A 25723-nucleotide genomic window follows, 5' to 3' on the forward strand; every position below is an offset into this window, starting at 1 on the left:
CCGCGTAGACCCGCCCACCCGCCATTTCCGTAAGTCCCGGAATCTCAGGAAGAGTCGCATGAGGGATGCCCACATGAACAAGCTGCGCGTCGCGCAACACGCGGGGCGGTTCACCCGCACCGCCTCGGCCTTGGCGGTGACGCTGGCCCTGCTGGTGGCCGGGTGCAACAGCGATGGCGAGGGCCACTCGCCGGCCACGCCGGCCGCCGCCAGCGGCGACCGGGCCCGTGCTCTGGCCGCAGCCCTCAATCCGGCGGGCTGGGTGGCCGTCACGGAGCCCGGCGACGCGCTGATGCAGAACCTGGCCATCCCGGCCGACGCGCCCGCCCGCGGCATGTGGTCGGCGGTGGGGCGGTGGCCGATGCTCGGCTTGCACCAGGCGGTGCTGCCCAGTGGCAAGGTGCTGACATGGGGCACCACGCCCGATGGCAATGCCCAGAACGGCCGCACCTTCGATCTCTGGGATCCGAACCTGGGCCTGTTCAACGCGGCGGCCCACCAGACCTCGACCGATCCGAACCGCCAGGACAGCTTCTGCGCCCCGTCGGCCTTGACCGCGGATGGCCAGTTGATGATCACCGGCGGCAATGCCAGCGGCGGCATCGGCAACCAGCTCTACGCGCCGGCCACCAACTCCTTCTCGCGTGGCGCGAACACCGCCGATCAGCGCTGGTACGCCGCCATGGTCACCATGGCCGACGGCCGGGTGATGGTGCTGGGCGGCATCAACCCCTACACCGAAGGCCAGTACAACGATGTGGCCGGCGCCTTGACGCGCGGCGAGTCGGCGATGACGCCGGAGATCTACGAGAACGGGGCCTGGCGCACATTGTTCGGGGCGCAGAGCCGCACCGCCTTCGGGCCGGACTTCCTGCGCGCCTCGCTGCCCAAGGTCTGGCTGGCGCCCGACGGCCGGGTGTTCGGCATCGCCACCGACCAGATGTACTACGTCGACGCCAATGCCGGCGGCGGCAACGGCGCGATCACGATCGCCGGTGCCTACAAGACACCGCCGCAGGCCGGCGCGCTGAACGACACCGCGCCCAACGTCGGCCCCACCATGTCCGGCGTGATGTACGCGCCCGGCAAGGTGCTGGCCGTGGGCGGCAATGCGTACCACAACGGCGCCGGCTTCTGGGGCAGCCGCATGGCCACCTCGATCGACCTGAACGGCGGCGGTGCGGTGATGACCGAGATGGCCCGGATGGCCAATGCCCGCGTCTTCGCCAACCTGATCGTGCTGCCGGACGGCAAGGTGCTGGCCACCGGCGGCGAAATCCGCGCCAACAACGACCCGGCCCTGGGCGTCTATGCCGGCGAACTCTGGAATCCGGCGACCAACACCTGGACCACGCAGGCCAGCTCCACCGTCTTCCGCGGCTACCACTCGCAGTCGGCCCTGCTGCCCAATGGCACGGTGCTGGTCTCCGGCGGCGGCAACCCGGGCCCGGTCCAGCTCACCGCCGATGTCTTCTATCCCCCGTACCTGTTCCGCACGGTCAACGGCGCGGCCCAGCTCGCGCCGCGTCCGCGCCTCGTCGGCATCAGCGGCCTGAAGCACGCCCACGGCGCGCAGCTGCAGTTCGACCTGTCGGGCAATGCGGCCATGTCGGAGGTCGCGCTGATCGGCCTGAGCATGGGCACGCACTCGTTCAACTCGGGCCAGCGGCGCATTCCGCTGAGCTACACGCAGGACAACTTCCGCATCACCGCCACGGTGCCGAACGCCAATCTGGCGCCGCCGGGCTACTACCAGGTGGTTGCGGTCGACGCCGCAGGCGTGCCTTCGCGCGGCACCATCATCGCGGTGGGCGCCAATGTCGCGCCGCCGCCCGCCACGACCAGCGCCTACCTGCCGCCGGACACCGGCACTGGCGGAGGCACACCGCCCGCGCCGCCGCCCGCCGGCCCGACGCCGCCCGCCACCGCCACGGCCTGCAGCGCCGAGGGCCAGACCTGCACCCTGCCGGCCGGCAGCACCGCCACCGTGTGGTTCGGCGCCGACACGCGCTGGGTGTCGCGCACCGGCGTGACGGGCGCGCCGGCCTGCGATGTGGCCACCTTCGGCGATCCGGCGGTGGGCACCGTCAAGGCCTGTCGCTACGAGGTGACGTCCACCACGACGCCTGTGCCCCCCGGGACGCCCAACGGCGCGCGCGGCGCCTGGAGCTTCGACATCCTCTCCGGCAACACCGCTGCGGACAGCTCCGGCAACAACCGGCCCATCACGCTGTCCGGCACCACGTCGGTCGTCGGCAAGGTCGGCCAGGCCGTGCAGTTCAACGGCGCGAACGCCAGCGGCTCCACCGCTGCGGCCGTGCTGGACACCGCGGGCAGCTTCTCGGTGGCGACCTGGGTGCGGCTGGACGCGCTCACCGGCTGGCGCACGATGGTCAACCAGGACGGCGCGGCCATCAGCGGCTTCTGGCTGCAGTACAGCGAGTTCGTGGGCCGCAAGTTCCTGCTCTCGATGCACGATGCCGACACCACCACCAGTGCGCCCTTCCGAGCCGTCGGCACCACCACCCCGGTGGCGGGCCAGTGGTACTACGTGGTAGGCGTGCGCGACAAGGCCGCGGGCACGATGAAGCTCTACGTCAACGGCCGCCTGGAGGCCACCACCGCCTACGCTGGCGGGTGGGCGGCCAATGGCACGCTGAACATCGGGCGCGGCAAGTTCGGCGCGCCGAACGACTGGCTCGCCGGTGCGCTGGACCAGGTCAAGGCCTTCGGGGCCGCGCTCTCCGACGCGGACGTGGCGGCGCTGTACGCCGCCGACAACACGCCGGTCACCCCTCCGCCGTCGGGCCCGATCGTGGTGCCCGCGGTCAATGCCCCGCTGATCGCTGCCGGCGGCACCGCGACCTACACCGTCGCCGCCACCGCCGGCCTCACCTACAGTTGGAACTTCGGCGACGGCAGCCCCGCCACCGCGTTCTCGGCCACCGCCTCCACCACCAAGGTGTTCGCCAGCCCGGGCGTCTATGGCGTCACGCTGACGGCCCGCGCGGCCGACGGCAGCACCGCCACCCGCAGCGTCCTGCAAGCTGTGCGCGGCACGAGCACCACCGCGGGTCGGCCTGGTGCCTCGTCCGCCCTGGCTGTGGAAAGCCGCGCGGGGGCGTCGCCGCGCCTGTGGGGGGTCAATCCTGACAACGACTCCGTCAGCGTGGTCGATACCGCGACCAACGCCCGGGTGGCCGAGGTGGCGGTGGGGCGCTCGCCGCGCGCGGTGGCGGTGGCGGGCGATGGCCGGATCTGGGTGAGCAACAAGGACGCCGCCAGCATCAGCATCGTCAGCCCGTCGACCCTGGCCGTGGTGCAGACGGTGAATCTGCCGGCCGCGTCGCGACCGCACGGGCTGGTCTTTGCCCCCGGGGGCAGCGCGTTCGTGGTGCTGGAAGGCCTGGGGCGCCTGCTCAAGCTCGACCCGGTCAGCGGTGCCACGCAGGCCAGCCTCGACCTCGGCCCCAACATCCGCCATCTGAGCCTCAGCGGCGACGGGGCGACCGCGCTGGTGTCACGCTTCATCACGCCGCCGCTGCCGGGCGAGGGCACGGCGGTGGTCAACACCGCCACCGCCGGCGGCGAGCTGCTGCTGGTGGCCGCCGGCCCGATGACGCTCAGCCGCACGGTCACGCTGCGCCACAGCGACAAGATCGACAACGAGATCCAGGGCGCGGGCATTCCGAACTACCTGGGCGCCGCCGTGATCTCGCCCGACGGGCGCAGCGCCTGGGTGCCGTCCAAGCAGGACAACATCCAGCGCGGCACGCTGCGCAACGGCCAGCCGCTGAACTTCCAGAACACGGTGCGGGCCATCAGCTCGCGCATCGACCTGGTCAACTCGGCCGAAGACCTGGCGCTGCGGGTCGACCATGACAATTCCAGCCTCGCCTCGGCGGCGGTCTACCACCCGAGCGGCGCCTACCTGTTCGTGGCGCTGGAGACCAGCCGGCAGCTGGCCATCCTCGACCCGGTGCGGGGCCGCGAGCTGCTGAAGGTGGACGTGGGCCGTGCGCCGCAAGCGGTGGCGGTCTCGGCCGACGGCACGCGGCTGTACGTGCAGAACTTCATGGACCGCAGCGTCAGCGTGCTGGACCTGAGCCCGCTGCTGAACCAGGGCGAGCTGCGGGTGCCGGTGGCGGCCACGGTCGCCAGCGTGGCCACCGAGCGGCTGAGCGCGCAGGTGCTGCGCGGCAAGCAGTTCTTCCACGACGCCCGCGATCCGCGCCTGGCGCGCGACAGCTACATGAGCTGCGCCAGCTGCCACAGCGAGGCGGGCCACGATGGCCGCACCTGGGACTTCACCGGCTTCGGCGAAGGCCTGCGCAACACGCCGAGCCTGAAGGGCCGGGCGGGCACGGGCCAGGGCTTCGTCCACTGGAGCGCCAACTTCGACGAGATCCAGGACTTCGAGGGCCAGATCCGCGCCTTTGCGGGCGGCACCGGCCTGATGACCGACGCGCAGTTCAACACCGGCACCCGCAACACACCGCTGGGTGAGCGCAAGACCGGCGTGAGCGCCGACCTGGATGCGCTGGCGGCCTATCTGGGCTCGCTGAACACCTTCGACCGCAGCCCGGGCCGCAACGCCGACGGCTCGCTCACCGCCGCCGCCCTCGCGGGCAAGGCGGTGTTCACCAGCGCCAACTGCGCCAGTTGCCACGGCGGCACGGCCTTCAGCGGCAGCGGCGATGCGACCGCGCTGAAGAACATCGGCACCCTCAAGCCCACCAGCGGCCAGCGGCTGAACGGCGCCCTGACCGGCCTCGATGTGCCCACGCTGCGCGATGTGTGGCAGAGCGCGCCCTACCTGCACGACGGCTCGGCCGCGACGCTGGCGGCGGCCGTGCAGGCCCACCAGGGGAACACGGTGGCCGGCACCGACCTGAGCAACCTGGTGGCCTTCCTGCAGCAGATCGGCGGCGACGAACCCGCGCCGGCCAGCCCGCCGACGGGCACGGGCAACGGCACCGGGCTGCGGGCCAGCTACTTCGGCAACGCGACGCTGAGCGGCAACGCGGTGGTCACGCGCACCGAGGCACCGTGGTTCGACTGGGGTGTCGGCGCGCCTGCGCCGGGCATCGGCGCAGACAACTTCTCCGTGCGCTGGACCGGCGAGCTGCAGGCGGTGGAGGCCGGCACCTACCAGCTCCGCACCCTGTCGGACGACGGCGTGCGCGTGTGGGTCAACGGTGTGCAGCGCATCAACAACTGGACCGTCCACGCCCCTACCGTCGACACCTCGGTCGGCATCTCGCTGGCGGCAGGTCAGCGGGTGTCCATCACGGTGGAGTTCCAGGAGTTCGGTGGCGGCGCGCTGCTGCAGCTGAGCTGGCTGCGCCCGGGCGGCAGCTGGGCGCCGGTGCCTGTGTCGAATCTGTACCCGTCGGCGGTTCCGAGCAGCGTGCCGCCTGCCACCGCCGTGACCTGTGCCCGCGAGGGCGCGCTCTGCACGCTGCCCGCGGGGGTTACCGCCACCGTGTGGTACGGCGCCGGCACGACGTGGGCCGTGCGCACGGGCGTCACGGGCAGCGTGGCCTGCACGAACGCGGTGTTCGGCGATCCGTTGCGGGGGACGGCCAAGTCGTGTCGGTATCAGCGGTGAAAGGCCAGGAGGTGCTCGACAGCCAGAAATGTTGCACTTCAGGCTTGATTCCACCCCCGGCGTACACTGCCTTTCATGCCCACCCCCCGCCGTCCGCTCCCCATCGGCATCCAGACCTTCGCCAAACTGCGTGAAGACGGCGCCTACTACGTCGACAAGACCGGCCAGGCGATCGACCTGATCGAGTCGGGCGGGTGCTTCTTCCTCAGCCGCCCGCGCCGCTTCGGTAAGAGCCTGCTGCTCGACACGATCAAGGAGCTGTTCGAGGCCAACCGGCCGCTGTTCACCGGCCTGGCCGCCGAGATGCGCTGGGACTGGACGCGGCGCCACCCGGTCATCCGCCTGGACCTTGCCGGCGGCGTGCTGCGCAGCGAGGCGGAGCTGGACGCGCGCCTGGGCGAGCTGCTGAGCGACGCCGCGCAGGCCCAGGGCGTCACGCTGCAGCACACCACCCTGGCGGGCCGCTTCAGCGAACTGATCCGCCGCACCCGCGAGCGCCACGGCGAGCGCGTGGTCGTGCTGATCGACGAGTACGACAAGCCGATCCTCGACAACCTCGGCGACGCCGCGCTCGCCACCCACATGCGCGACGGCCTGCGCAACCTCTATTCGGTGCTGAAGGCGGAGGACGCGCACCTGCGCTTCATCCTGCTGACCGGCGTGTCCAAGTTCAGCAAGGTCAGCCTGTTCTCGGGGCTGAACAACCTCAAGGACATCACGCTGGATGCGCGCTGGAGCGCGCTGTGCGGCTACACCGACGCGGACATCGACACCGTGTTCGCGCCGGAACTGCCGGGGTTGGACCGCGACGAGATCCGGCGCTGGTACAACGGCTACAACTGGGGTGGTGCCCCCGTCTACAACCCGTTCGACGTGCTGCTGCTGTTCGATGGCCGCGAGTTCCGCCCCTACTGGTTCGAGACCGGCACGCCCACCTTCCTGATCGACACGCTGGCGCAGCGGCCCTGGTTCACGCCAGACCTGGAGCGCGTGATGGCCACCGAGGCGCTGCTGTCGAGCTTCGACGTTGGCGCGATCCGCCCCGAGGCGCTGCTGTTCCAGACCGGCTACCTGACGATCGACGCCGTGACCGGCTTCCGGGGCCGCACCGCGTACACGCTGAAGTACCCGAACCTCGAAGTCCAGACCAGCCTGAACGAATGCCTGCTGCGCCGCTACGCCAGCGACCGCGCCGTCAGCGAGCCGCGCCTGCAGCGCCTCTGGCACACGCTCAACGAGGGCGACCCGGCCGAGCTGCGCGAGCAGTTCCACGCCTTCTTCGCCTCGATCCCGCACGATTGGCACCGCAACACGCCGCTGGCGCAGTTCGAGGGCTACTGGGCCAGCGTCTTCTACAGCTACCTGTCGGCGCTCGGCCTGGACGTGCGCGCCGAGGACGCCACCAGCCACGGCCGCATCGACATGACGGTGCTGGCCCCGGCGCAGGTCTTCGTCTTCGAGTTCAAGGTCGTCGAGCAGACCGCCACCGGCCAGGCGCTGGCGCAGATCCGAGCCAAGGGCTACGCCGACAAGTACCGCGGCCGCGGCGTGCCGGTGCATCTGGTCGGCATCGAGTTCGGCCGAGCAGCGCGCAACCTCGTGGGCTTCGAGGTCGAGACGCTGCGCTGATCCGCGGTGTGCCCGGCCTGGACCCGGGCTGACGTGATCTGTCTCGCCTTACATCGACCGCCGATACTGCCCGCCCACCTCGAACAGCGCACTGGTGATCTGCCCCAGCGAACACACCCGCACCGCGTCCATCAGCACCTCGAACACGTTCGCGTTGTCGATCACCGCCTGCTGAAGCCGCTTCAGCATCGCCGGTGCCTGGGCCGCATGGCGCGTGTGGAAATCGTTCAGCCGCGCGAGCTGCGACGCCTTCTCGTCGTCGGTGGAGCGCGCCAGCTCGATCGTCTCCGGGATCTCGTCGCCCTTGGGGTTGCGGAAGGTGTTGACGCCGATGATCGGGTACTCGCCGGTGTGCTTGAGCATCTCGTAGTGCATCGACTCTTCCTGGATCTTGCTGCGCTGGTAGCCGGTCTCCATCGCGCCCAGGACACGGCCGCGGTTCGGGGTCTCGCTCTTCGCCAGGCCCCATTTGCGGCTGGTGATCATCCGATGCGGACGGACTCTGACCTATGATGGTGTGATGCCGGTCGTCTTCCGCCATCGCAACTTCCGCTTCTTCTTTTATTCCAACGAAGGCAATCCGCGTGAGCCGCTGCACATCCATGTGCAGGGTGACGGGGCCGAAGCGAAGTTCTGGGTACGGCCTGTCTGCCTCGCCCACAGTGACGGGTTCGATGCACGAACACTGCGCGAACTGGCTGCGGTGATCGAGACGAAGGCAGACCAGATCGAAAGGACGTGGAATGACTACTTCGCCTAAGTCGGTGCGTTTTGACGACAACAGCCTGTGGGTCGATCTGACCGATGGCCGGGTGATCGCGGTGCCGCTGACATGGTTCCCACGGCTGCTGAGCGCCTCGCCGCAGCAGCGTGAGCAGGTGCAACTCAGCCGCTACGGGCTGCACTGGGAGGCGCTGGACGAGGACATCTCGGTGGCGGGTTTGCTGGCGGGGCAGGGGGACATGACCCGGCAGCATCCCAAGGCGGCCTGAGCCACCCACCTCGAACAGCGCGCTGGTGATCTGCCCCAGCGAACACACCCGCACCCCATCCATCAGCACCTCGAACACGTTGGCGTTGTCGATCACCGTCTGCTGAAACCGCTGGAGCTGGCTCGCGAGATAGGCTCTCGAACTGGCATATCCTGAGAACCTGTCAAGTCGAACAAGACGCAGGGGGTCACGATGCCAGGCAAGCTCTTCATTTCGCACAGCACGCAGGACGACGATCTGGTGCGCCGGCTGCGGCGGGCGCTGGCCGATCTGGGTCAGGATGGCTGGATCGATTCGCGCGAGCTGCGCGGCGGCGATCCGCTCTGGCCCGAGGTCGAGGCGGCCATCGGTGCGTCGGCCGGGTTGGCGGTGATCGTCAGCATCAACGGGTTGCAATCCGAGTGGGTGGGTGAAGAAGTCGCTCACGCTCTCAAGTTGCAGGCCGAGCGTGGCAGGGACAAGTTCCCGGTTGTTCCACTGGCGGTCGATGGCTGCAAGCTTGGCGTGCTGGAGAAGTTGTTTCCAAGCAAGCCCCTTTACATCCCGATCAGCAGCGCCGCTGGCGGCATCGACGCCGCGCTCCACGCCATCCTCGTCGCGCTGAGAAAACGCGACCCGAGCGACCCGCCGCCCACCGTCCAGCCACCTGCCGCGCCGATGGAAGAACTGGTGCTGGAGCTGTCCCGGCTGTCGATCCACGAAGCGGACGGCAAGCGCCGCGCGCGCGGCAGCGCCCGACTGGTGTACGAGCCGGCCGACCGTGACAAGCGCGAGGTGCGCAGCCCGAAGAGCTGGACGTTCGAGGCTCCACTCGGTCCGATCGAGGTCGAGGAGCTGCGCTGGTATCTGGAAACCTACGCCGTCTGGCCTAGCCGCTTCGACGAGGAGCGCGTCAAGAGAATCGAGGCCAACCTCGTCGAATGGGGCAGGGCGCTGCACCACGCCGCGATGCCGGCAGACAAGGCAGCCAGCGTGCTGCAGGCCTGGGCGCAGGTGGGCGACGGCGCCGCGCGGCGCTTCTCGGTGCATGTCGAGCCCGAACTGGACGACGGCACGCCCGAGGCCGACGCACTCGCCGCCCGCGAGGCCGCGACGCTGTTGCTCGGCCTGCCGTGGGAGCTGCTGCACGACGGGCGCGGCTTCCTGTTCCAGGGCGGCCGGCCGGTGCGGGTGCGCCGGCGCCTGCCGAACACGCACGCGGTCGAGCCGCCGGTGCTGGCCACGCCGATCCGCATCCTGCTGGCGAGCCCGCGGCCGGAGGACGAGGCCTGCGGCTATATCGACCACCGCGCCAGCAGCCTGCCGCTGGTCCGGGCGATGGAGGAACTCGGCGAGGTGGTCCACCTGACGCTGCTGGCCACGCCGACGCTCTCGGCGCTGCAGCAGGAACTGCAGCGCGCCAAGGCGGTTGGGCAGTCGTATCACGTGCTGCACTTCGACGGCCACGGCGTCTACGACCGCCGCGTCGGTCTCGGTGGCCTGTGCTTCGAGCATGACGAGGACGGCGAGAAGCTTGACGAGCGCCGCCACCGCACGGTCTACACCGATACGCTTGGTCCGCTGCTGCGCGACCACGGCATCGCGCTGGTGTTCCTGGAAGCCTGCCAGAGCGCGCAGGCCGAGCAGGCCAGCGAATCGGTCGCCAGCGAGATGCTGAAGACCGGCGTCGCGTCGGTGGTGGCGATGAGCCACAGCGTGCTGGTCGAGACATCGCGGCGCTTCGTCACCGCGTTCTATGGCGCGCTGGCCAAGGGCGCCCGCGTCGGCGACGCGATGCTGGTCGGCCAGAGCGAGCTGGAAACCAACCCCTGTCGAGGCCGCATCTTCGGCGAGGACGATCTGAAGCTGCGCGACTGGTTCGTGCCCGTGCTGTTTCAGGACAAGGCTGATCCGCAACTGTTCAAGGAGACACCAACCAAGCAGACCGCCGAAGACCGCCGCACGCGCATCAACGGCCGCCTGCACGCCACGCCGCCCGAACCCGCCACCGGCTTCATCGGCCGCAGCCGCGAGCTGCTGCGGCTGGAGCGTGTGCTGCAGCGACAGCGTTACGCCGTGCTGCGCGGCCAGGGCGGCGAAGGCAAGACCGCGCTGGCGGCCGAGTTCGCGCGCTGGCGCGTGCGCTCGCGGCAGGTGCGGCGGGCGGCGTTCGTGTCGGTCGAGCAGCACAGCCACGACCGGGCGGTGCTGGATGTGCTCGGCCGGCAACTGGTCGGGCAGGACTACTCGGTGGCGACGTTCGCAACGCTCGACGACGCCTGCCGGCCGGTCGAGCGCGTGCTGCGCGAGGACAGCGTGCTGCTGGTGGTCGACAACCTGGAATCGGTGCTGCCCGCCCCGCCGTTGCCCGGCGCGGTGCCCGATCCGCTAGCCGACCTCAACGCCGACGCGGCCGACGCCATCCTCCAGCTATGCGCCCGCCTGGGCATCATTGGCGACACCCGCCTCGTCTTCACCAGCCGCGAGGCGCTGCCCGCGCCGTTCGACGCCCCACAGGCTCGCATCGAACTGCACCGCCTCTCGGCTGAAGACGCCATCCGGCTGGTCGAGCGCGCCCTCGAAACTGACGTCAACGCCAGCCCCTCCACCGGCCCCACCCCGCGCAACGCCAGTGCCGCCGATATCCGCGATCTGGTGGACGCCGTCCACGGCCACGCCCGCACGTTGGCGCTGCTGGCCCCGTCACTGCGTCACGACGGTGTGTCCGCCACCCGCACCCGGCTGGTCGAGCTGATGGCGCAGATGGAACGCGATCACCCGGGCGAGCGGGAAAAGTCGCTCTACGCCAGCGTCGAGCTGTCGCTGCAGCGGCTGCCGCCGGAGATGCAGGAGCAGGCGAAGGTGCTGGCGGTGTTTCATGGTGGGGTGCAGCTCGATGTCCCTCGAACCATGATGGGCTGGAAAGCCGACGATGTGGGCTCCCTCGCCTCCGGGCTGGTCAGCACCGGTCTGGCTACGCCCGACCCCTATGGTCACCTGACCCTCAACCCGGCGCTGTGCCCCTACCTGCACGCCCGGGCCAGCGCCGAGCAACTGGCCGATTGGCAGGCGCGCTGGTTGGCGGTGATGCTGCAATACGTGGAACTCCTGCAGCAGCAGTACCACCAAGACACCCTGCTGGCTGCCACCCTCATACAGCTTGAACTGCCCAACCTGATGGCGCTGCTGACCGAGGTCGAACGTGCCGGGCAGGCCGAAGCCACCATCGATCTGTGTACCAGCCTGCATCGACTGCTGCAGGGTCTCGGCCGGCCACGCCTGCTGCATCGGGTGGCGGCAGTGCGTGACACCGCCCAGGCGGCGCTGGGTGAAGGCTGGAGCCATGCACGCTTCCAAGCCGAACAAACCCGCATCGAGCAGCTTCTGGATCAGGGGCGTATGCAGGCTGCATTCGACGGCGCGCAGGCGCTGAGGCAGCGCGCCCAGTCGGCGGGTGAAGCGGCCTATCAGGGTGCCGACTACGACTGGGCGACGGCGTGTTTTCTTCTCGGGCGGATTTTGAATTTTGCCGGTGCGGCCGGAGCCGCGCTGCCTTTGCTGGAAGAAGCCCGGCAACGCTTTGAAAACGTCGCAACGGCCCGGCCCAATCGCAGTGCGGAGGGCATGGCCTCGGCCTCCATCACCGAAGCAGGCGACTGTCTGCGGAATCTGGGCCGACTCGACGAGGCAGCAGCGGCCTACGGACGCGCTATCCAGTTGGACGAAGCGCGACAAGCCCACCGGGGCGCGGCGGTCGGCAAAGGCCAGCTCGGCACCGTGCGCTTGATGCAACGCCATTACACCGACGCGCTGGCGGTGTATGAAGACGCCCGCCAAACTTTCGAGTCACTGGGTGAGCCGGGCTCCGTCGCCACGATTTGGCACCAGATCGGTATGGTGCAACAGGCGGCCGGCCAGCCGCAGTCCGCTGAAGAGGCTTACCGCCATTCACTGTCCATAGAGGTTCAGCGTGGTAACGAGGCCGGTCAGGCGATGACGTTGTGCCAGCTCGGCAATCTCTACGACGAACTCGGCCGTTTCGAAGAAGCTGCCGCCTTCTACCTTCAGGCGGCGGATCGCTTCAAGGATGACCGGGCGAATGAAGGACGCACGCGAAACAACCTCGCCAGCACCTTGAGCAAGCTGGGGCGGCTGGACGAGGCGCGGCAGGAGATCGAACGGGCCATCGTCTGCGAACAGGGTCTGGGCCATGCGGCCGAGCTGTGGAAAACCTGGGCCATCCTGTCGGACATCGAAACCGACGCCGGCCGACTGCCCGAGGCGCAGCAGGCGCGGCTGCAGGCGACCGAGGCGTATCGGGCCTACCGGCGCGATGGCGGGGAGAACCTAGTGTTGCGTCAACGATCCACTGTCGCACCCCAAGTGCCGTCATCCTCGCGAATGCGAGGATCTACGCCCGCCAAAGACGGTCATGTCCCTGCGTGGGTGCCCGCTTTCGCGGGCATGACGGTGATGTGTTCGCGCAGGCTGTCCGTCAAGTCAGCTGTGACACGACACTAGACGGCAATGGCAGACTGTGCGATGACCTCTGCCAGATGCTGCAAAGTGGGGATTCGGCGAGGGCGCAAACCCTCCTGCAACAACTGGCGGCCTCACCAGATCAGCCAGACTGGTGGGGCCCTTTCATACCAGCTCTGCAAGCCATCGTAGCCGGCAGCCGCGACCCGGCCTTGGCGGAGGCTCCGGAGTTCAGCTATGACACCGCCGCTGAAGTGCTGTGGCTGATCGAGCGCCTGGGGTGACCGCCACCAGAGCGAGGGCCGAGGCGCCAGTTCCCTCGCTAGCCTCGCCTTACATCGACCGCCGATACTGCCCGCCGACCTCGAACAGCGCCGACGTGATCTGCCCCAGCGAGCACACCCGCACCGCGTCCATCAGCACCTCGAACACGTTCGCGTTGTCGATCACCGCCTGCTGAAGCCGCTTCAGCATCGCCGGTGCCTGGGCCGCATGGCGCGTGTGGAAATCGTTCAACCGCGCGAGCTGCGACGCCTTCTCGTCGTCGGTGGAGCGCGCCAGCTCGATCGTCTCCGGGATCTCGTCGCCCTTCGGGTTGCGGAAGGTGTTGACGCCGATGATGGGGTACTCGCCGGTGTGCTTGAGCATCTCGTAGTGCATCGACTCTTCCTGGATCTTGCTGCGCTGGTAGCCGGTTTCCATCGCGCCGAGCACGCCGCCCCGATCCGCGATCTTCTCGAACTCGGCCAGCACGGCTTCCTCCACCAGCTCCGTCAGCTCGTCGATGATGAAGCTGCCTTGGCTCGGGTTCTCGTTCTTGGCCAGACCCCACTCGCGGTTGATGATCATCTGGATCGCCATCGCCCGGCGCACGCTGTCCTCGGTCGGCGTCGTGATCGCCTCGTCGAAGGCATTCGTGTGCAGCGAGTTGCAGTTGTCGTACACCGCGATCAGCGCCTGCAGCGTCGTGCGGATGTCGTTGAACTGGATCTCCTGCGCGTGCAGGCTGCGGCCGGAGGTCTGGATGTGGTACTTCAGTTTCTGGCTGCGCTCGTTGGCGCCGTACTTGTCGCGCATCGCCACCGCCCAGATGCGCCGCGCCACGCGGCCGAGCACGGTGTATTCCGGGTCCATGCCGTTCGAGAAGAAGAACGACAGGTTGGGCGCGAAGTCGTCGATGTGCATGCCGCGCGCCAGATACGCCTCCACGAAGGTGAAGCCGTTCGACAACGTGAAGGCGAGCTGGCTGATCGGGTTCGCGCCGGCTTCGGCGATGTGATAGCCGCTGATCGACACCGAATAGAAGTTGCGCACGTCGTGGTGGACGAAGTACGAGGCGATGTCGCCCATCACCTTCAGGCTGAACTCGGTGGAGAAGATGCAGGTGTTCTGGCCCTGGTCTTCCTTGAGGATGTCGGCCTGCACCGTGCCGCGCACATTCGCCAGCACCCAGGCGCGGATCTTGGCGGCTTCGGTGTCGGTCGGCTCGCGGTGGTTGTCGGTCTTGAACTTGTCGAACTGCTGGTCGATGGCGGCGTTCATGAACATCGCCAGGATGCTCGGCGCCGGGCCGTTGATCGTCATGCTCACCGAGGTCGTCGGGTTGCAGAGGTCGAAGCCTGAATAGAGTACCTTCAGGTCATCGAGCGTCGCGATGCTCACGCCCGAGTTGCCGACCTTGCCGTAGATGTCCGGGCGCGGATCGGGGTCGGCGCCGTAGAGCGTGACCGAGTCGAAGGCGGTGGACAGGCGCTTGGCGGGGATGCCTTCGGACACCAGCTTGAAGCGGCGGTTGGTGCGGAAGGCATCGCCTTCGCCGGCGAACATGCGGGTCGGGTCTTCGCCTTCGCGCTTGAAGGCGAACACGCCGGCGGTGTAGGGGAAGCTGCCGGGCACGTTCTCCAGCATCAGCCACTTCAGGAGCTCGCCGTGGCATTCGTAGCCGGGCAGGGCGACCTTGCGGATCTTGTTGCCGCTGAGCGTGGTGTGGATGAGGTTGGTGCGCAGTTCCTTGTCGCGGATCTTCACGACGTACTCGTCGCCCGCGTAGGCGCGCTGCATCTCGGGCCACATCGCCAGCAGCTTCTTCGCCGCCGGATCCAGCCGCTCCTCGCGCTGTTGGGCCAGCTCGGTCAGTGCCTCGACGCCCCGGTTCTTGGCCGGGTTGGCCTGGCGGAACATCACGGCGCTGGCGCGCAGTTGCTGGACCTCGCGGGCGAGCGTGGCCTGCTGGCGCACGCGGGCCTTGTAGCCGCGCACGGTGTCGGCGATCTCGGCGAGGTAGCGGGTGCGGGCGGCCGGGACGATGGGGGTCTGGTGCGTGCTGTGGCGGGTGCTGACCAGTGGCAGGCGGCCTTCGCCGAGCGGCAGGCCGAGCGCGCCGAGCCGGACCTTGAGCGCCTGGTACAGCGCCGTCACGCCGTCGTCGTTGAAGCGGCTGGCCATGGTGCCGAACACCGGCATCTGGTCGGGCATGACGGTGAAGGCTTCGCGGTTGCGCTGCACCTGCTTGGCGACATCGCGCAGCGCGTCCGCCGCCCCCTTGCGGTCGAACTTGTTGATCGCGACGAACTCGGCGAAGTCGAGCATGTCGATCTTCTCCAGCTGGCTCGCCGCGCCGAACTCGGGCGTCATCACATACATCGGCACGTCGACGAAGGGCACGATGGCCGCATCACCCTGGCCGATGCCGCTGGTCTCGACCACGATCAGGTCGAACCCGGCCACCTTGGCCGCCGCGATCACGTCCGGCAGCGCGGCCGAGACTTCCGAGCCGGTGTCGCGCGTGGCGAGGCTGCGCACGTAGACACGCTGGCCGTTCGACCACGGGCCGGTGGCGTTCATGCGGATGCGGTCGCCGAGCAGCGCGCCGCCGCTCTTGCGCCGCGACGGGTCGATGCTGATGACGGCGATGCGCAGCGCGTCGTCCTGGTCGAGGCGGACGCGGCGGATCAGCTCGTCGGTGAGGCTGGACTTGCCCGCGCCGCCCGTGCCGGTGATGCCGAGCACGGGCGTCTTGGCCGCCTTGGCGGCGTCATGCACGGCGGCGACCAGCGCCGCGTCGGCCTGGCCGTTTTCCAGCGCGGTGACGAGCTGCGCCAGCGCGCGCCACGCGCTTTCGGTGTGGCCTCGCAGCGCGTCGAGCGCGGTGGGCGCATAGGCCGACAGCGACTGGTCGCAGCGCATCACCATCTCGCCGATCATGCCCTGCAGCCCCATGCGCTGGCCGTCCTCGGGGCTGAAGATGCGCACGCCGTGGCTGGCCAGGTCGCGGATCTCGGCCGGCACGATCACGCCACCGCCGCCGCCGAAGACCTGGATGTGCGCGCCGCCACGGGCCTTGAGCAGCTCGACCATGTACTTGAAGTATTCGACATGGCCGCCCTGGTAGGAGCTGACTGCGATGCCCTGCACGTCTTCCTGCAGCGCGGCGGTCACCACCTCGTCCACCGAGCGGTTGTGCCCGAGGTGGATCACCTCGCAGCCCATGCCCTGCAGGATGCGCCGCATGATGTTGATGGCGGCGTCGTGGCCGTCGAACAGGCTCGCGGCGGTGACGAAGCGCACCTTGTTCGTCGGGCGGTAGCTGGCAAGGGCCTTGTGGTCGGCGGACAGGTCGGTCATCGAGAAACTCCGTTCGGTGCAGGTCGGGGCAGTTCGGGACAGCAGGGGGTGGACGTGGATTGTCCATTGACGTTTACGTAAACGTCATCTGGGGAGAACCCGGGGTTTTCTGCGTCAAGGCTGTGCAATGCACTGGAACGGTGCCTGTTCATGGTGCGCTGCATCAATGTTCACCCTCAGAACCCGGTGTCCAGGGGCTGAAACGGGCTGGCACGGTCCCTGCATTACCTTCTGCGAGTCGCCGGCCACGGGGGCTCACTAGGTGGGACATTTTGGACAACGGCGTCCGATCGTCCCGACGTCACCGGCCCCACCGGTGTGTCGGATCAACGATCGTGACGCCGCTTTTTTTTGCCCGAATCGGCCCCCGCGGGGCCCGGAGAACTGCACATGACGACGCCCCAGAATTCTGCAAATCCGTCTCGACGCGACTTCATCCAGCGCGCTGCCGCGGTGACCACGGCTGGATGTGCCGGCACATTGCCATTCGGCGTCTGGGCGGCAGGCTCCGACAAGCCGGAAAAGGAAGAGGTCAAGATCGGTTTCATCCCGCTGACCGACTGTGCCAGCGTGGTGATGGCGAGCGTGCTGGGCTTCGACAAGAAGTACGGCGTCAAGATCATCCCGACCAAGGAATCGTCCTGGGCGGGTGTGCGCGACAAGTTGGTCAACGGCGAACTTGACATGGCGCATGTGCTCTATGGGCTGGTCTACGGCGTTCACATCGGCCTGGGCAGTCCGAAGAAGGACATGGCCGTGCTCATGGCGATCAACAACAACGGACAGGGCATCACGCTGTCCAAGGCGCTGGCCGACAAGGGCGCGGTAGACGGCCCCTCGCTGGCCAAGGTGATGGCCCGTGAACCGCGGGAATACACGTTCGCAGGGACGTTCCCGACCGGCACCCACACCATGTGGATGCACTACTGGCTGGCGGCTGCCGGAATCAACCCGCTGTCGGGCGCCAAGCTCATCACCGTGCCGCCGCCACAGATGGTGGCGAACATGCGGGTCGGCAACATGGACGGATTCTGTGTGGGCGAGCCCTGGAACCACCGCGCCATCATGGACGGCGTCGGCATCTCGGCCAACACCACCCAGGATCTCTGGAAGGACCATCCGGAGAAGGTTCTGGGCACCACTGCCGAGTTCGTGCGCAAGTACCCGAACACGGCCCGGGCGGTGATGATGGCCGTGCTGGAGGCCAGCCGATGGATCGACGCCAGCTTGCAGAACAAGCTGAAGATGGCGGAGACGGTCGCGCAGAAATCCTATATCAACACCAGCGTCGACGCCATCAACCAGCGCATTCTCGGCCGGTATCAGAACGGCCTTGGCAAGACCTGGGACGATCCCAACCACATGAAGTTCTTCAATGACGGCGCGGTGAACTTCCCGTATCTCAGCGATGGCATGTGGTTTCTGACCCAGCACAAGCGCTGGGGGTTGCTCAAGCAGCACCCCGACTACCTGGGCATCGCCCAGCAGATCAACCAGATCGATCTCTACAAGTCCGTTGCCGGGGCCATGGGCATCAGTGTCCCCAAGGATCCGCTGCGCACCAGCAAGCTGATGGACGGTGTGGTCTGGGACGGCAAGGATCCGAAGAAGTACGCCGACAGTTTCAAGATCAAGGCGGCCTGAGCGGACGCCCTGGAGCTTGCCACCGTGCCCCATCCACCTCAGGAGAACTCGATGAACGCCATGACCCTGCCCCTGCCGGCCAGCGTCGCCCCCGACGACACGGCACGTCCTGCGAACCACGGCTCCGCAGAGCCGGTGGTCGATGAAGCCGCGCAGGCCCGGCTCAAGGCCCAGGTAGCGGCCATGGCCCGCGCCCAGCGCCTCAAGACGATGGCTCGGTTCGCCGCGCCTGTGCTGGGCTTCATCGTGCTGCTGCTGGTGTGGCAGGCGGTGGCGCACAGCGGTGACAAGCAACTGCCCGGCCCGATCCCGGTCTGGCACGCGGCGGTCAAGCTGTTCTCCGATCCGTTCTACGTCAACGGCCCCAACGACCAGGGCATCGGCTGGAACGTGCTGTCCTCGCTGCAGCGGGTGGGCGTGGGTTTCGGGCTGGCGGCGCTGGTGGGCATTCCGCTGGGCTTCATGATCGGCCGCTTCGACTTCCTGAACCGGATGCTGGAGCCGATCATCAGCCTGCTGCGCCCGGTGTCGCCGCTGGCCTGGCTGCCGATCGGCCTGATGGTGTTCAAGGCCGCCAACCCGGCGGCGATCTGGACCATCTTCATCTGCTCGATCTGGCCGATGGTCATCAACACGGCGGTTGGCGTGCGGCAGGTGCCGCAGGACTACCTCAACGTCGCCCGTGTGCTGAACCTGTCCGAGCTGACGATCATGCGCAAGATCCTGTTCCCGGCGGTGCTGCCCTACATGCTGACGGGCGTGCGGCTGGCGGTGGGCACGGCGTGGCTGGTGATCGTGGCGGCCGAGATGCTGACCGGCGGGCAGGGCATCGGCTTCTGGCTGTGGGACGAGTGGAACAACCTCAATGTCGCCCACATCCTGATCGCGATCTTCGTGATCGGCGGGGTGGGGCTGGCGCTGGAGGCGCTGCTGATCGCGATCGCTCGCCGTTTCGAATATTCCTGAGATCGAACACCCGCGTCGGACCTTGAACCTGCGCTGAACCGAAGGATCGCCACCATGACCACCTCCCTGGACGAACGCCGCGAGCGCTTCCTGCGCATCGAGAATGTCGGCATGACCTTCCCGACCAAGAAGGGCAACTTCGTCGCGCTGCGCGACATCCACCTTGATGTTGCCCGCGGCGAGTTCATCACGCTGATCGGCCACTCCGGCTGTGGCAAGTCGACGCTGCTGAACCTCGTGGCCGGGCTGACGACGCCGACCTCGGGCGTGCTGCTGCTCGACGGCCGCGAACTCAAGGGGCCGGGCCCGGAGCGCGCGGTGGTGTTCCAGAACCACTCGCTGCTGCCGTGGATGACCTGCGCGGACAACGTGATGCTGGCGGTCGAGCGGGTGTTCGGCGCCACCGAGCACCGCGCGCAGCTGCGTGACCGGGTGCTCGGGGCGCTGGAGCTGGTGGGCCTGACCCACGCCAAGGACAAGCGGCCCGGCGAGATCTCCGGTGGCATGAAGCAGCGCGTGGGCATCGCCCGGGCGCTGGCGATGGAGCCGAAGATGCTGCTGATGGACGAGCCCTTCGGTGCGCTCGACGCGCTGACCCGCGCCAAGCTGCAAGACGAGCTGATGAAGATCGTCGCTGCCACCGGCTCGACCGTGATGATGGTGACGCACGATGTGGACGAGGCCGTGCTGCTGTCCGACCGCATCGTGATGCTGACCAACGGGCCGGCGGCAACCATCGGCGAGGTGCTGCAGGTGCCGCTGCCGCCGGTGCGCGAGCAGTTCCGCCCGCGCCTGGAGATGGCGCACCAGCCCGATTACCTGCGCTCGCGCGAGGCGGTGCTGGAGTTCCTGTACCACAAGCAGGCGCACGTGGAAAAGGACGCGGCCTGATCGGTCAGCCCACGCGGCTGGGGGCGTCTGGCAGCCTCTGACCGTATCCTGCTGTACCGAATTGAAACGGATGCGTTTCAAACGGACCGCGCAAGGTGAAGATTTACCGTCACAATTCCCGCGTGGTGAACCAGCGAGTCGGTTGACTCCGTCACCACGATTGCGAGGGACGACCTTGGGGATTCCGTGCAAGACGGCGGCCGGCCATGCCGAACTGGCGTCGCAGGACTGTCGTTTGTCCAGGCGCCACCGTGTGCTGCTGCTGCTGGTGGACGGGGAGCGTTCGCTGGACGAGGTGGTGCAACTCGGACGCCAGGTTGGCGTGCCGCGCAGCTACATCGACGAACTCTTCGCGCTCGGTCTGATCGTCATCGGACCGCCGATGGCGCAGCCGATCAGCGAATTCGCTGCCCTCGGATCTGACCAGGCCCCGACGCAGCCGGGGGCGATGGGCGACACCATCGGCCTGGGGGGCGCGATGGGCAACACGGAACTGGCGCAGCTCGATGCGCAGGACATCGATCTGGCGCAGGCGCGGGTTGCGGTGTTGCAGGTACTGCGCGCCAATGCCCCCGTTTTCGGGATGGTGACGATGATCAGGGTCCGGCGTGTGCGGTCTCGCGCAGAATTGCAGGCCCTGCTGCCCGAGGTCCAGGCTCGATTGAGCCGCTCGCGGCCGCCGGTCGAGGCGCGGCAGCTGATGCAGCGCGTCGAATCCCTGCTGGCGGTCCGCTGACGGTCGCCGGTCGTCTTTGGTCTGTAGCGTCGTCGTGGTCATGCCTGCATGAGTTTCCTTGTCATTGACATCGGCAATACCCGTCTCAAGTGGGGGCTCTACGCCGCCCCCCGGCCCGGGGCTGAACTGCTGGCGCATGGTGCGTCATTCCTTGAAACCATCGACCGCCTGGCCGACGACGAGTGGGCGCGCCTGCCCTCGCCCACGCACATGCTGGGCTGCGCGGTGGCGGGCCTGGCGGTGCGCCGGCGGGCCGAAGAGCAGCTGGACCTCTGGGATCTGGTGCCGCGCTGGGTGGTGTCGCAGCCTGTGGCCTGCGGCGTCACCAACGGCTATGACCACCCAGCCCGCCTCGGCTCGGATCGCTGGGTGGCGATGATCGGCGCGCGGGCGCGGGTGCTGGCGTCCGGGGCGCCACGGCCGGCGCTGGTGGTGATGGTGGGCACGGCGGTCACGGTGGATGCGCTCGACGCCGAAGGGCGCTTCCTCGGCGGGCTGATCCTGCCGGGCTTCGGGCTGATGCTGAAGGCGATGGAGTCGGGCACGGCCGGTCTGAAGGTGCCGACCGGCGAGGTGCACGCATTCCCGACCAACACCAGCGACGCGCTGATGAGCGGCGGCACCTACGGCATTGCCGGCGCCATCGAGCGCATGCACCGCCATCTCGTGCGGCGCTGCGGCGAGCCGCCGGTGCTGCTGATGAGCGGTGGTGCCGCGGTCAAGCTGGCGCCGGAGACCGATCTGCCCTTCGAGCTGACCGACACGCTGGTCTTCGAGGGGCTGCTGCAGCTCGCGGCGGCCGGGCCAGCTCAGGGCGGCTGATCCAGCCGGCGTTGCAGGGCGCGCAGTTCCTCGTGTGTCGCGCGCAGTTCGCTGCGCAGCTGCCCGATCTCGGCATGCAGGTCGCGCAGGATGTCGTGCTCCATGCGCCGCTCCGACGATTCGACCCACATGGCCGCGATCGACGCCGTGACCAGCGACAGGATGCCGAAGCCCAGCAGCACCACGAACACGGCGAACACCTTGGACGCTGGTGTGCTCGGCACGATGTCACCGTAGCCGACGGTGGCCGCGGTGGTGAAGGCCAGCCACAGGCCATCGGCCAGCGTGGGGGTGCGGGGCTCGATCCACCAGAATCCTGCGCCGCACAGCAGCAGCACCAGCACCGCCGTGCCGAGCAAGGCCGGCAGACTGTCGCGTGCCAGCAGGTGCTGCAGCAGCCACATCATGTGCAGCAGGGTCAGCAGTGCCGTCAGCAGGCGCAGCGACAGGGCCAGCGAAGAGGTCGAACTGGGTGGCAGCGCCGCCGCGAGCAGCAGGCCGGCGATCAGCGTCCACACCAGCCACCGTCGGGACCGACTGGCCATCAGCACCCTGCGCCGCGCGATCCGCAGCAGCATGGCCAGCGCTGCCACGACATAGGCCGCAGACGCGATCGGGGAGCGTTCGCCCGTGAGCATTTCCAGGTAGAACGCTGGAATCGTGGCGATCAGCGCCCCCAGGACGAACCAGCGGTCATGGTCCCGCAGCGCGCGCAGCGGCTGGGTGCCCGAGTGGGTCTGCAAGGCGGATCGGAGGCGGTGGGCGTCCATCCGGTCAGCGTAGCAGAGGTGGGTGAACCGCTAGGGGATGCGGTGGGCGTCCAGCCAGACCTGCAGCTGGCGCGTGGTCAGCGGGGTGCTGATGAGCATGCCCTGCAGCTGGTTACAGCCCTGGTCGACCAGGAAGGTGCGCTGCGCATCCGTCTCCACGCCTTCGGCGACCACGCTCAGGCCGAGGCCGCGCGCCAGCTGGATGATGGCGCTGGCGATGGCCGCGGACTCGCGCTGGTGCGGCAGCTCCTGCACGAAGGAACGGTCGATCTTCATCGCGTCGATCGGCAGCTCCTTCAGGTGGCTGAGCGAGGAGTAGCCGGTGCCGAAATCGTCCACCGAGAGCTTCACGCCCAATGCCCGCAGCTGCTGCAGCCGTGTGCACACCTGCGGCACATCGTCCATCAGCATGCGCTCGGTGAGTTCCAGCTCCAGCCAGCCGGCGGGCAGGTCCGTCTCCGTGAGCAGTGTCCGGATGGAGTCGACGAAGTCCGGCGCCTGAAACTGCAGCGTCGACAGGTTGACCGCCACCGTGAGCGGCCAGCCCGCGGCGTGCCACAGGCGGGCCTGCCGCGCGGCTTCCCGCAGTACCCAGGCGCCGATGGGCACGATCAGCCGGTGCTGCTCCGCCAGCGCGATGAACTCGTTGGGCGCCAGCAGCCCGCGCTGCGGGTGCTGCCAGCGGATCAGGGCCTCGACGCCCACCGGGTGTCCGTCACAGGCCCGCACCTGCGGCTGGAACAGCAGCGCGAACTCGTCGTGCGTGATGGCATGGCCCAGCTCGCCTTCGAGCATCAGCTTGTCGTAGGCCTGCGTGGCCACGGCGGGTTCGAAGAAGGCGAAGGTGGTGCGGCCACGGCCCTTGGCGACATGCATGGCGGCATCGGCGTGCTTGATGAGCACGTCCGGGCCATCGCCGTCCTGCGGATAGAGCGCGATGCCGATCGAGGGCGTGACCGAGATCGACTGGCCCTCGACCAGCACCTGCGCGCCCACCGCATCGAGCAGCTTGCTGGCCACGCGCACCACCGCCTCGCGGTCGCGCACACCGGGCAGCAGCACCATGAACTCGTCGCCGCCGAAGCGGGCGACGCGGTCGGTGCTGCGCACGCACTGGCACAGGCGCTGCGCGATGGTCTTCAGCAGCGCGTCACCACGGGTGTGGCCGACCGAGTCGTTGACGCGCTTGAAATGGTCCAGGTCGATGAAGAGCAGGGCGAGCTGGGTGTCGGAGGCGCGCGCGGCGACCATCAGGTGGTCGAGCTGGGCGAGGAAGGCGGCGCGGTTGGGCAGGCCGGTGAGCGCGTCGTGGTGGACGAGGTAGTGCAGCCGGGCCTGGGTGGCGTGGCGGTCGCGGATGTCACGCACCACGGCCATGCGCATCGGCTCGCCATGCTGCATGGTGCCGCGGTCGATCACTTCGACGGGGATGCGCGTGCCGTCCTGGTGGACCACGCTGGTTTCGAAGGTGATGTCCTGCTGGCCGTCGAGTTGCCGCACCGTGCGGGTGTGGTGCTCCGGCGCGATCAGCATCAGGGCCGGCCGGCCCAGCAGGTCGTGCAGCGACAGACCGACCAGTTCGCACAGGGCGGGGTTGGCATCGGCGATGTGACCGTCCCGGTGGAAGAAGATCCCTTCGACACCGGCTTGCAGGAACTTGTTCAGACGCTCTTCGGATTCGAGCAGTGCGCGCTCGGCGGCATGGTGGCGGCTCTGGTCGACGATGAGCACGTAGACGCCGGAGCGGCGGCCCTGCGGATCGAGGTGGGGCGTGAGCGTGATCTCGACCCACAGGCGCTGGCCATCGCGCAGGGCCAGCGGCTGCTCCAGCGTGAGGGCCTGACCGTCCTGCAGGGTGCCGGTCAGCACAGGGGCGAGCTGATCGGCCAGTTCCGGCAGCAGCACATCGGCCAGCGCCCGACCCAGTGGCGAGCGCGCCGGGTCGCACAGACCCTGCATGAAGGTCTGGTTGGCATAGGTACATAGCTGCCGCATGCCGTCGAAGTAGGCCATCATGACCGGCGCGCTGTCGGCCATGCGGCACAGCTTGTCCCGGTCCTGCCCGGCGTCGAGCGAGCCCGCCCCGGTGGCGGGCAGGTCTGCAAAGGGAGGCTTGGGCAACGGCATGACGTCGATGATACCGACGGCCATCCACTCGTCAGACAACCATGTACCCCCGGGTTCCGGGGTCACGGCCATGGTCTCAGAGGATGTAGCGCGACAGATCTTCGTTGCCAGCCAGGGCACCGAGGCGCTTTTCCACTTCGGCGGCATCGATGGAGACCGTCTGGCCGGCACGCTGCGGTGCGTCAAACGATATCTCGTCCAGCAGCCGCTCCAGCACCGTCGAGAGCCGGCGCGCGCCGATGTTCTCGGTGCGCTCGTTGACGCCGTGGGCGGTCTCGGCGAGGCGGCGGATGGCGTCGGGGGTGAACTCCAGCGTCACGCCTTCGGTGGCCAGCAGCGCCTGGTACTGCTTGATCAGGCTGGCGTGGGTGCTGGAGAGGATGGCTTCGAAGTCGTCCACGCTCAGCGAGGACAGTTCCACCCGGATCGGGAAGCGGCCCTGCAGTTCGGGAATCAGATCGCTCGGCCTGGACAGGTGGAAGGCGCCCGACGCGATGAACAGGATGTGGTCGGTCTTGACCATGCCGTGCTTGGTCTTGACGGTGGTGCCCTCGACCAGCGGCAGCAGGTCGCGCTGCACGCCCTGGCGCGACACGTCGGCGCCCTGCGACTCGCTGCGGCTGGTGACCTTGTCGATCTCGTCGAGGAAGACAATGCCGTTCTGCTCGGTGTTGTGCAGTGCGCGGGTCACGATCTCCTCGTCGTTGACCAGGCGCTGCGCTTCCTCGTCGATCAGCAGGCGGCGGGCCTCGGCGATGGTGAGCTTGCGCGTCTTGCGGCGGCTCTGACCGAGCTGGGAGAACATGCCCTTGAGCTGCTCGGCCATGTCTTCCATGCCGGCCGGGCCCATGATCTCGACCGCCTGCCGCGCCTCGGCCAGGTCGATCTCGATCTCCTTGTCCTCCATCGTGCCTTCGCGCAGGCGCTTGCGGAAGGTCTGGCGTGCGGCGCTGTCGACCGGGGCGGGAGCGGGCGCCGGCGCTTCTCCGAAACCGAAACCCAGTCCGCCGGACGTCGCCGGACGTGCTGGCGGCACCAGCACGTCGAGGATGCGGTCCTCGGCCGCGTCTTCGGCGCGGTGGCGCATCAGGGTGACCTGGCGCTCGCGCTCCAGCTTGACGGCACTCTCGACCAGGTCGCGGATGATGGTGTCCACGTCCTTGCCGACATAGCCGACCTCGGTGAACTTGGTGGCCTCGACCTTGATGAAGGGCGCGTCCGCCAGCCGGGCCAGCCGGCGGGCGATCTCGGTCTTGCCGACGCCGGTCGGGCCGATCATCAGGATGTTCTTGGGCGTGATCTCGTGGCGCAGCGTGGCGTCGACCTGTTGCCTGCGCCAGCGGTTGCGCAGCGCGATGGCGACGGCGCGCTTGGCGGCGTGCTGGCCGACGATGTGGCGGTCGAGTTCGGAGACGATTTCCTGCGGGGTCATGGCGCTCATGGTCGGTTCTGG

General features: G+C 68.4%; 14 protein-coding genes and 1 pseudogene. 10 read left to right on the forward strand and 5 right to left on the reverse strand.

What is annotated here, in order from left to right:
• Positions 1 to 73 precede the first annotated feature (73 nt).
• Positions 74 to 5611 (forward strand): PA14 domain-containing protein, encoded by a 5538-nt coding sequence (locus tag U5O44_RS02025; protein ID WP_322586794.1) that lies wholly within the window; start codon positions 74 to 76, stop codon positions 5609 to 5611.
• A 75-nt stretch (positions 5612 to 5686) separates the two neighbouring features.
• The gene (locus U5O44_RS02030; protein ID WP_322586795.1) at positions 5687 to 7240 is read left to right on the forward strand and encodes an ATP-binding protein; all 1554 of its coding nucleotides are present in this window, start codon (positions 5687 to 5689) and stop codon (positions 7238 to 7240) included.
• Between the two features lie 48 nt (positions 7241 to 7288).
• On the opposite strand, the pseudogene U5O44_RS02035 reads toward U5O44_RS02030, so the two are convergent.
• Positions 7289 to 7729: pseudogene (locus U5O44_RS02035) on the reverse strand (methylmalonyl-CoA mutase family protein); the annotation flags it as partial.
• A gap of 31 nt (positions 7730 to 7760) precedes the next feature.
• Here U5O44_RS02035 and U5O44_RS02040 point away from each other — a divergent pair.
• From U5O44_RS02040 to U5O44_RS02050, 3 genes are all read left to right on the forward strand, one after another.
• The gene (locus tag U5O44_RS02040; protein WP_322586796.1) at positions 7761 to 8000 is read left to right on the forward strand and encodes a DUF4160 domain-containing protein; all 240 of its coding nucleotides are present in this window, start codon (positions 7761 to 7763) and stop codon (positions 7998 to 8000) included.
• Positions 7984 to 8232, forward strand: a complete 249-nt coding sequence (locus U5O44_RS02045) for a DUF2442 domain-containing protein (protein ID WP_322586797.1) — start codon at positions 7984 to 7986, stop codon at positions 8230 to 8232. Before U5O44_RS02040 ends, U5O44_RS02045 begins: the two co-directional genes overlap by 17 nt.
• Positions 8233 to 8424: 192 nt before the next feature.
• Positions 8425 to 12732: a CHAT domain-containing protein gene (locus U5O44_RS02050; RefSeq protein WP_322586798.1), complete on the forward strand. Its 4308-nt coding sequence runs from the start codon at positions 8425 to 8427 to the stop codon at positions 12730 to 12732.
• A 291-nt stretch (positions 12733 to 13023) separates the two neighbouring features.
• On the opposite strand, the gene icmF is transcribed toward U5O44_RS02050, so the two are convergent.
• Positions 13024 to 16314: a fused isobutyryl-CoA mutase/GTPase IcmF gene (gene icmF, locus U5O44_RS02055; RefSeq protein ID WP_322586799.1), complete on the reverse strand. Its 3291-nt coding sequence runs from the start codon at positions 16312 to 16314 to the stop codon at positions 13024 to 13026.
• A gap of 390 nt (positions 16315 to 16704) precedes the next feature.
• On the opposite strand from icmF, the gene U5O44_RS02060 reads away from it, so the two are divergent.
• The 5 genes from U5O44_RS02060 (at position 16705) to U5O44_RS02080 (ending at position 21373) form a co-directional block, all read left to right on the forward strand.
• Positions 16705 to 17958 carry a CmpA/NrtA family ABC transporter substrate-binding protein gene (locus tag U5O44_RS02060; RefSeq protein WP_322586800.1) on the forward strand — a complete coding sequence of 418 codons (1254 nt, stop codon included), beginning with the start codon at positions 16705 to 16707 and terminating at the stop codon, positions 17956 to 17958.
• A gap of 51 nt (positions 17959 to 18009) precedes the next feature.
• The gene (gene ntrB, locus U5O44_RS02065) at positions 18010 to 18924 is read left to right on the forward strand and encodes a nitrate ABC transporter permease (protein ID WP_322586801.1); all 915 of its coding nucleotides are present in this window, start codon (positions 18010 to 18012) and stop codon (positions 18922 to 18924) included.
• Between the two features lie 54 nt (positions 18925 to 18978).
• A complete protein-coding gene (locus U5O44_RS02070; protein ID WP_322586802.1) occupies positions 18979 to 19815 on the forward strand; it encodes an ABC transporter ATP-binding protein in 837 nt (278 codons plus the stop codon).
• A 235-nt stretch (positions 19816 to 20050) separates the two neighbouring features.
• Positions 20051 to 20551 carry a hypothetical protein gene (locus tag U5O44_RS02075; RefSeq protein ID WP_322586803.1) on the forward strand — a complete coding sequence of 167 codons (501 nt, stop codon included), beginning with the start codon at positions 20051 to 20053 and terminating at the stop codon, positions 20549 to 20551.
• Between the two features lie 48 nt (positions 20552 to 20599).
• Positions 20600 to 21373 carry a type III pantothenate kinase gene (locus U5O44_RS02080; RefSeq protein WP_322586804.1) on the forward strand — a complete coding sequence of 258 codons (774 nt, stop codon included), beginning with the start codon at positions 20600 to 20602 and terminating at the stop codon, positions 21371 to 21373.
• Here the strand turns inward: U5O44_RS02080 and U5O44_RS02085 are convergent.
• From U5O44_RS02085 to hslU, 3 genes are read right to left on the reverse strand one after another with little or no spacing between them, the layout of a single operon-like run.
• Positions 21361 to 22143, reverse strand: coding sequence for a potassium channel family protein (locus U5O44_RS02085; protein ID WP_322586805.1), 783 nt, complete (start codon positions 22141 to 22143; stop codon positions 21361 to 21363). The genes U5O44_RS02080 and U5O44_RS02085 overlap by 13 nt on opposite strands.
• 30 nt (positions 22144 to 22173) lie before the next feature.
• The gene (locus U5O44_RS02090) at positions 22174 to 24294 is read right to left on the reverse strand and encodes a putative bifunctional diguanylate cyclase/phosphodiesterase (protein WP_322586806.1); all 2121 of its coding nucleotides are present in this window, start codon (positions 24292 to 24294) and stop codon (positions 22174 to 22176) included.
• Positions 24295 to 24346: 52 nt separating this feature from the next.
• Positions 24347 to 25711 carry an ATP-dependent protease ATPase subunit HslU gene (gene hslU, locus U5O44_RS02095; RefSeq protein ID WP_322586807.1) on the reverse strand — a complete coding sequence of 455 codons (1365 nt, stop codon included), beginning with the start codon at positions 25709 to 25711 and terminating at the stop codon, positions 24347 to 24349.
• Positions 25712 to 25723: the final 12 nt, after the last annotated feature.

Source organism: Sphaerotilus sp., from assembly GCF_034519685.1.
Taxonomy (GTDB): domain Bacteria; phylum Pseudomonadota; class Gammaproteobacteria; order Burkholderiales; family Burkholderiaceae_C; genus Sphaerotilus.

Bases quoted from the DNA above. Each gene is read 5' to 3' on its own strand.
- U5O44_RS02080 (WP_322586804.1), top strand. From the start codon at position 20,600: ATGAGTTTCCTTGTCATTGACATCGGCAATACCCGTCTCAAGTGGGGG.
- U5O44_RS02060 (WP_322586800.1), top strand. From the start codon at position 16,705: ATGACGACGCCCCAGAATTCTGCAAATCCGTCTCGACGCGACTTCATC.
- U5O44_RS02030 (WP_322586795.1), top strand. From the start codon at position 5,687: ATGCCCACCCCCCGCCGTCCGCTCCCCATCGGCATCCAGACCTTCGCC.
- U5O44_RS02050 (WP_322586798.1), top strand. From the start codon at position 8,425: ATGCCAGGCAAGCTCTTCATTTCGCACAGCACGCAGGACGACGATCTG.
- U5O44_RS02090 (WP_322586806.1), bottom strand. From the start codon at position 24,294: ATGGCCGTCGGTATCATCGACGTCATGCCGTTGCCCAAGCCTCCCTTT.
- U5O44_RS02025 (WP_322586794.1), top strand. From the start codon at position 74: ATGAACAAGCTGCGCGTCGCGCAACACGCGGGGCGGTTCACCCGCACC.
- ntrB (WP_322586801.1), top strand. From the start codon at position 18,010: ATGAACGCCATGACCCTGCCCCTGCCGGCCAGCGTCGCCCCCGACGAC.
- icmF (WP_322586799.1), bottom strand. From the start codon at position 16,314: ATGACCGACCTGTCCGCCGACCACAAGGCCCTTGCCAGCTACCGCCCG.
- hslU (WP_322586807.1), bottom strand. From the start codon at position 25,711: ATGAGCGCCATGACCCCGCAGGAAATCGTCTCCGAACTCGACCGCCAC.
- U5O44_RS02070 (WP_322586802.1), top strand. From the start codon at position 18,979: ATGACCACCTCCCTGGACGAACGCCGCGAGCGCTTCCTGCGCATCGAG.
- U5O44_RS02045 (WP_322586797.1), top strand. From the start codon at position 7,984: ATGACTACTTCGCCTAAGTCGGTGCGTTTTGACGACAACAGCCTGTGG.
- U5O44_RS02040 (WP_322586796.1), top strand. From the start codon at position 7,761: ATGCCGGTCGTCTTCCGCCATCGCAACTTCCGCTTCTTCTTTTATTCC.
- U5O44_RS02085 (WP_322586805.1), bottom strand. From the start codon at position 22,143: ATGGACGCCCACCGCCTCCGATCCGCCTTGCAGACCCACTCGGGCACC.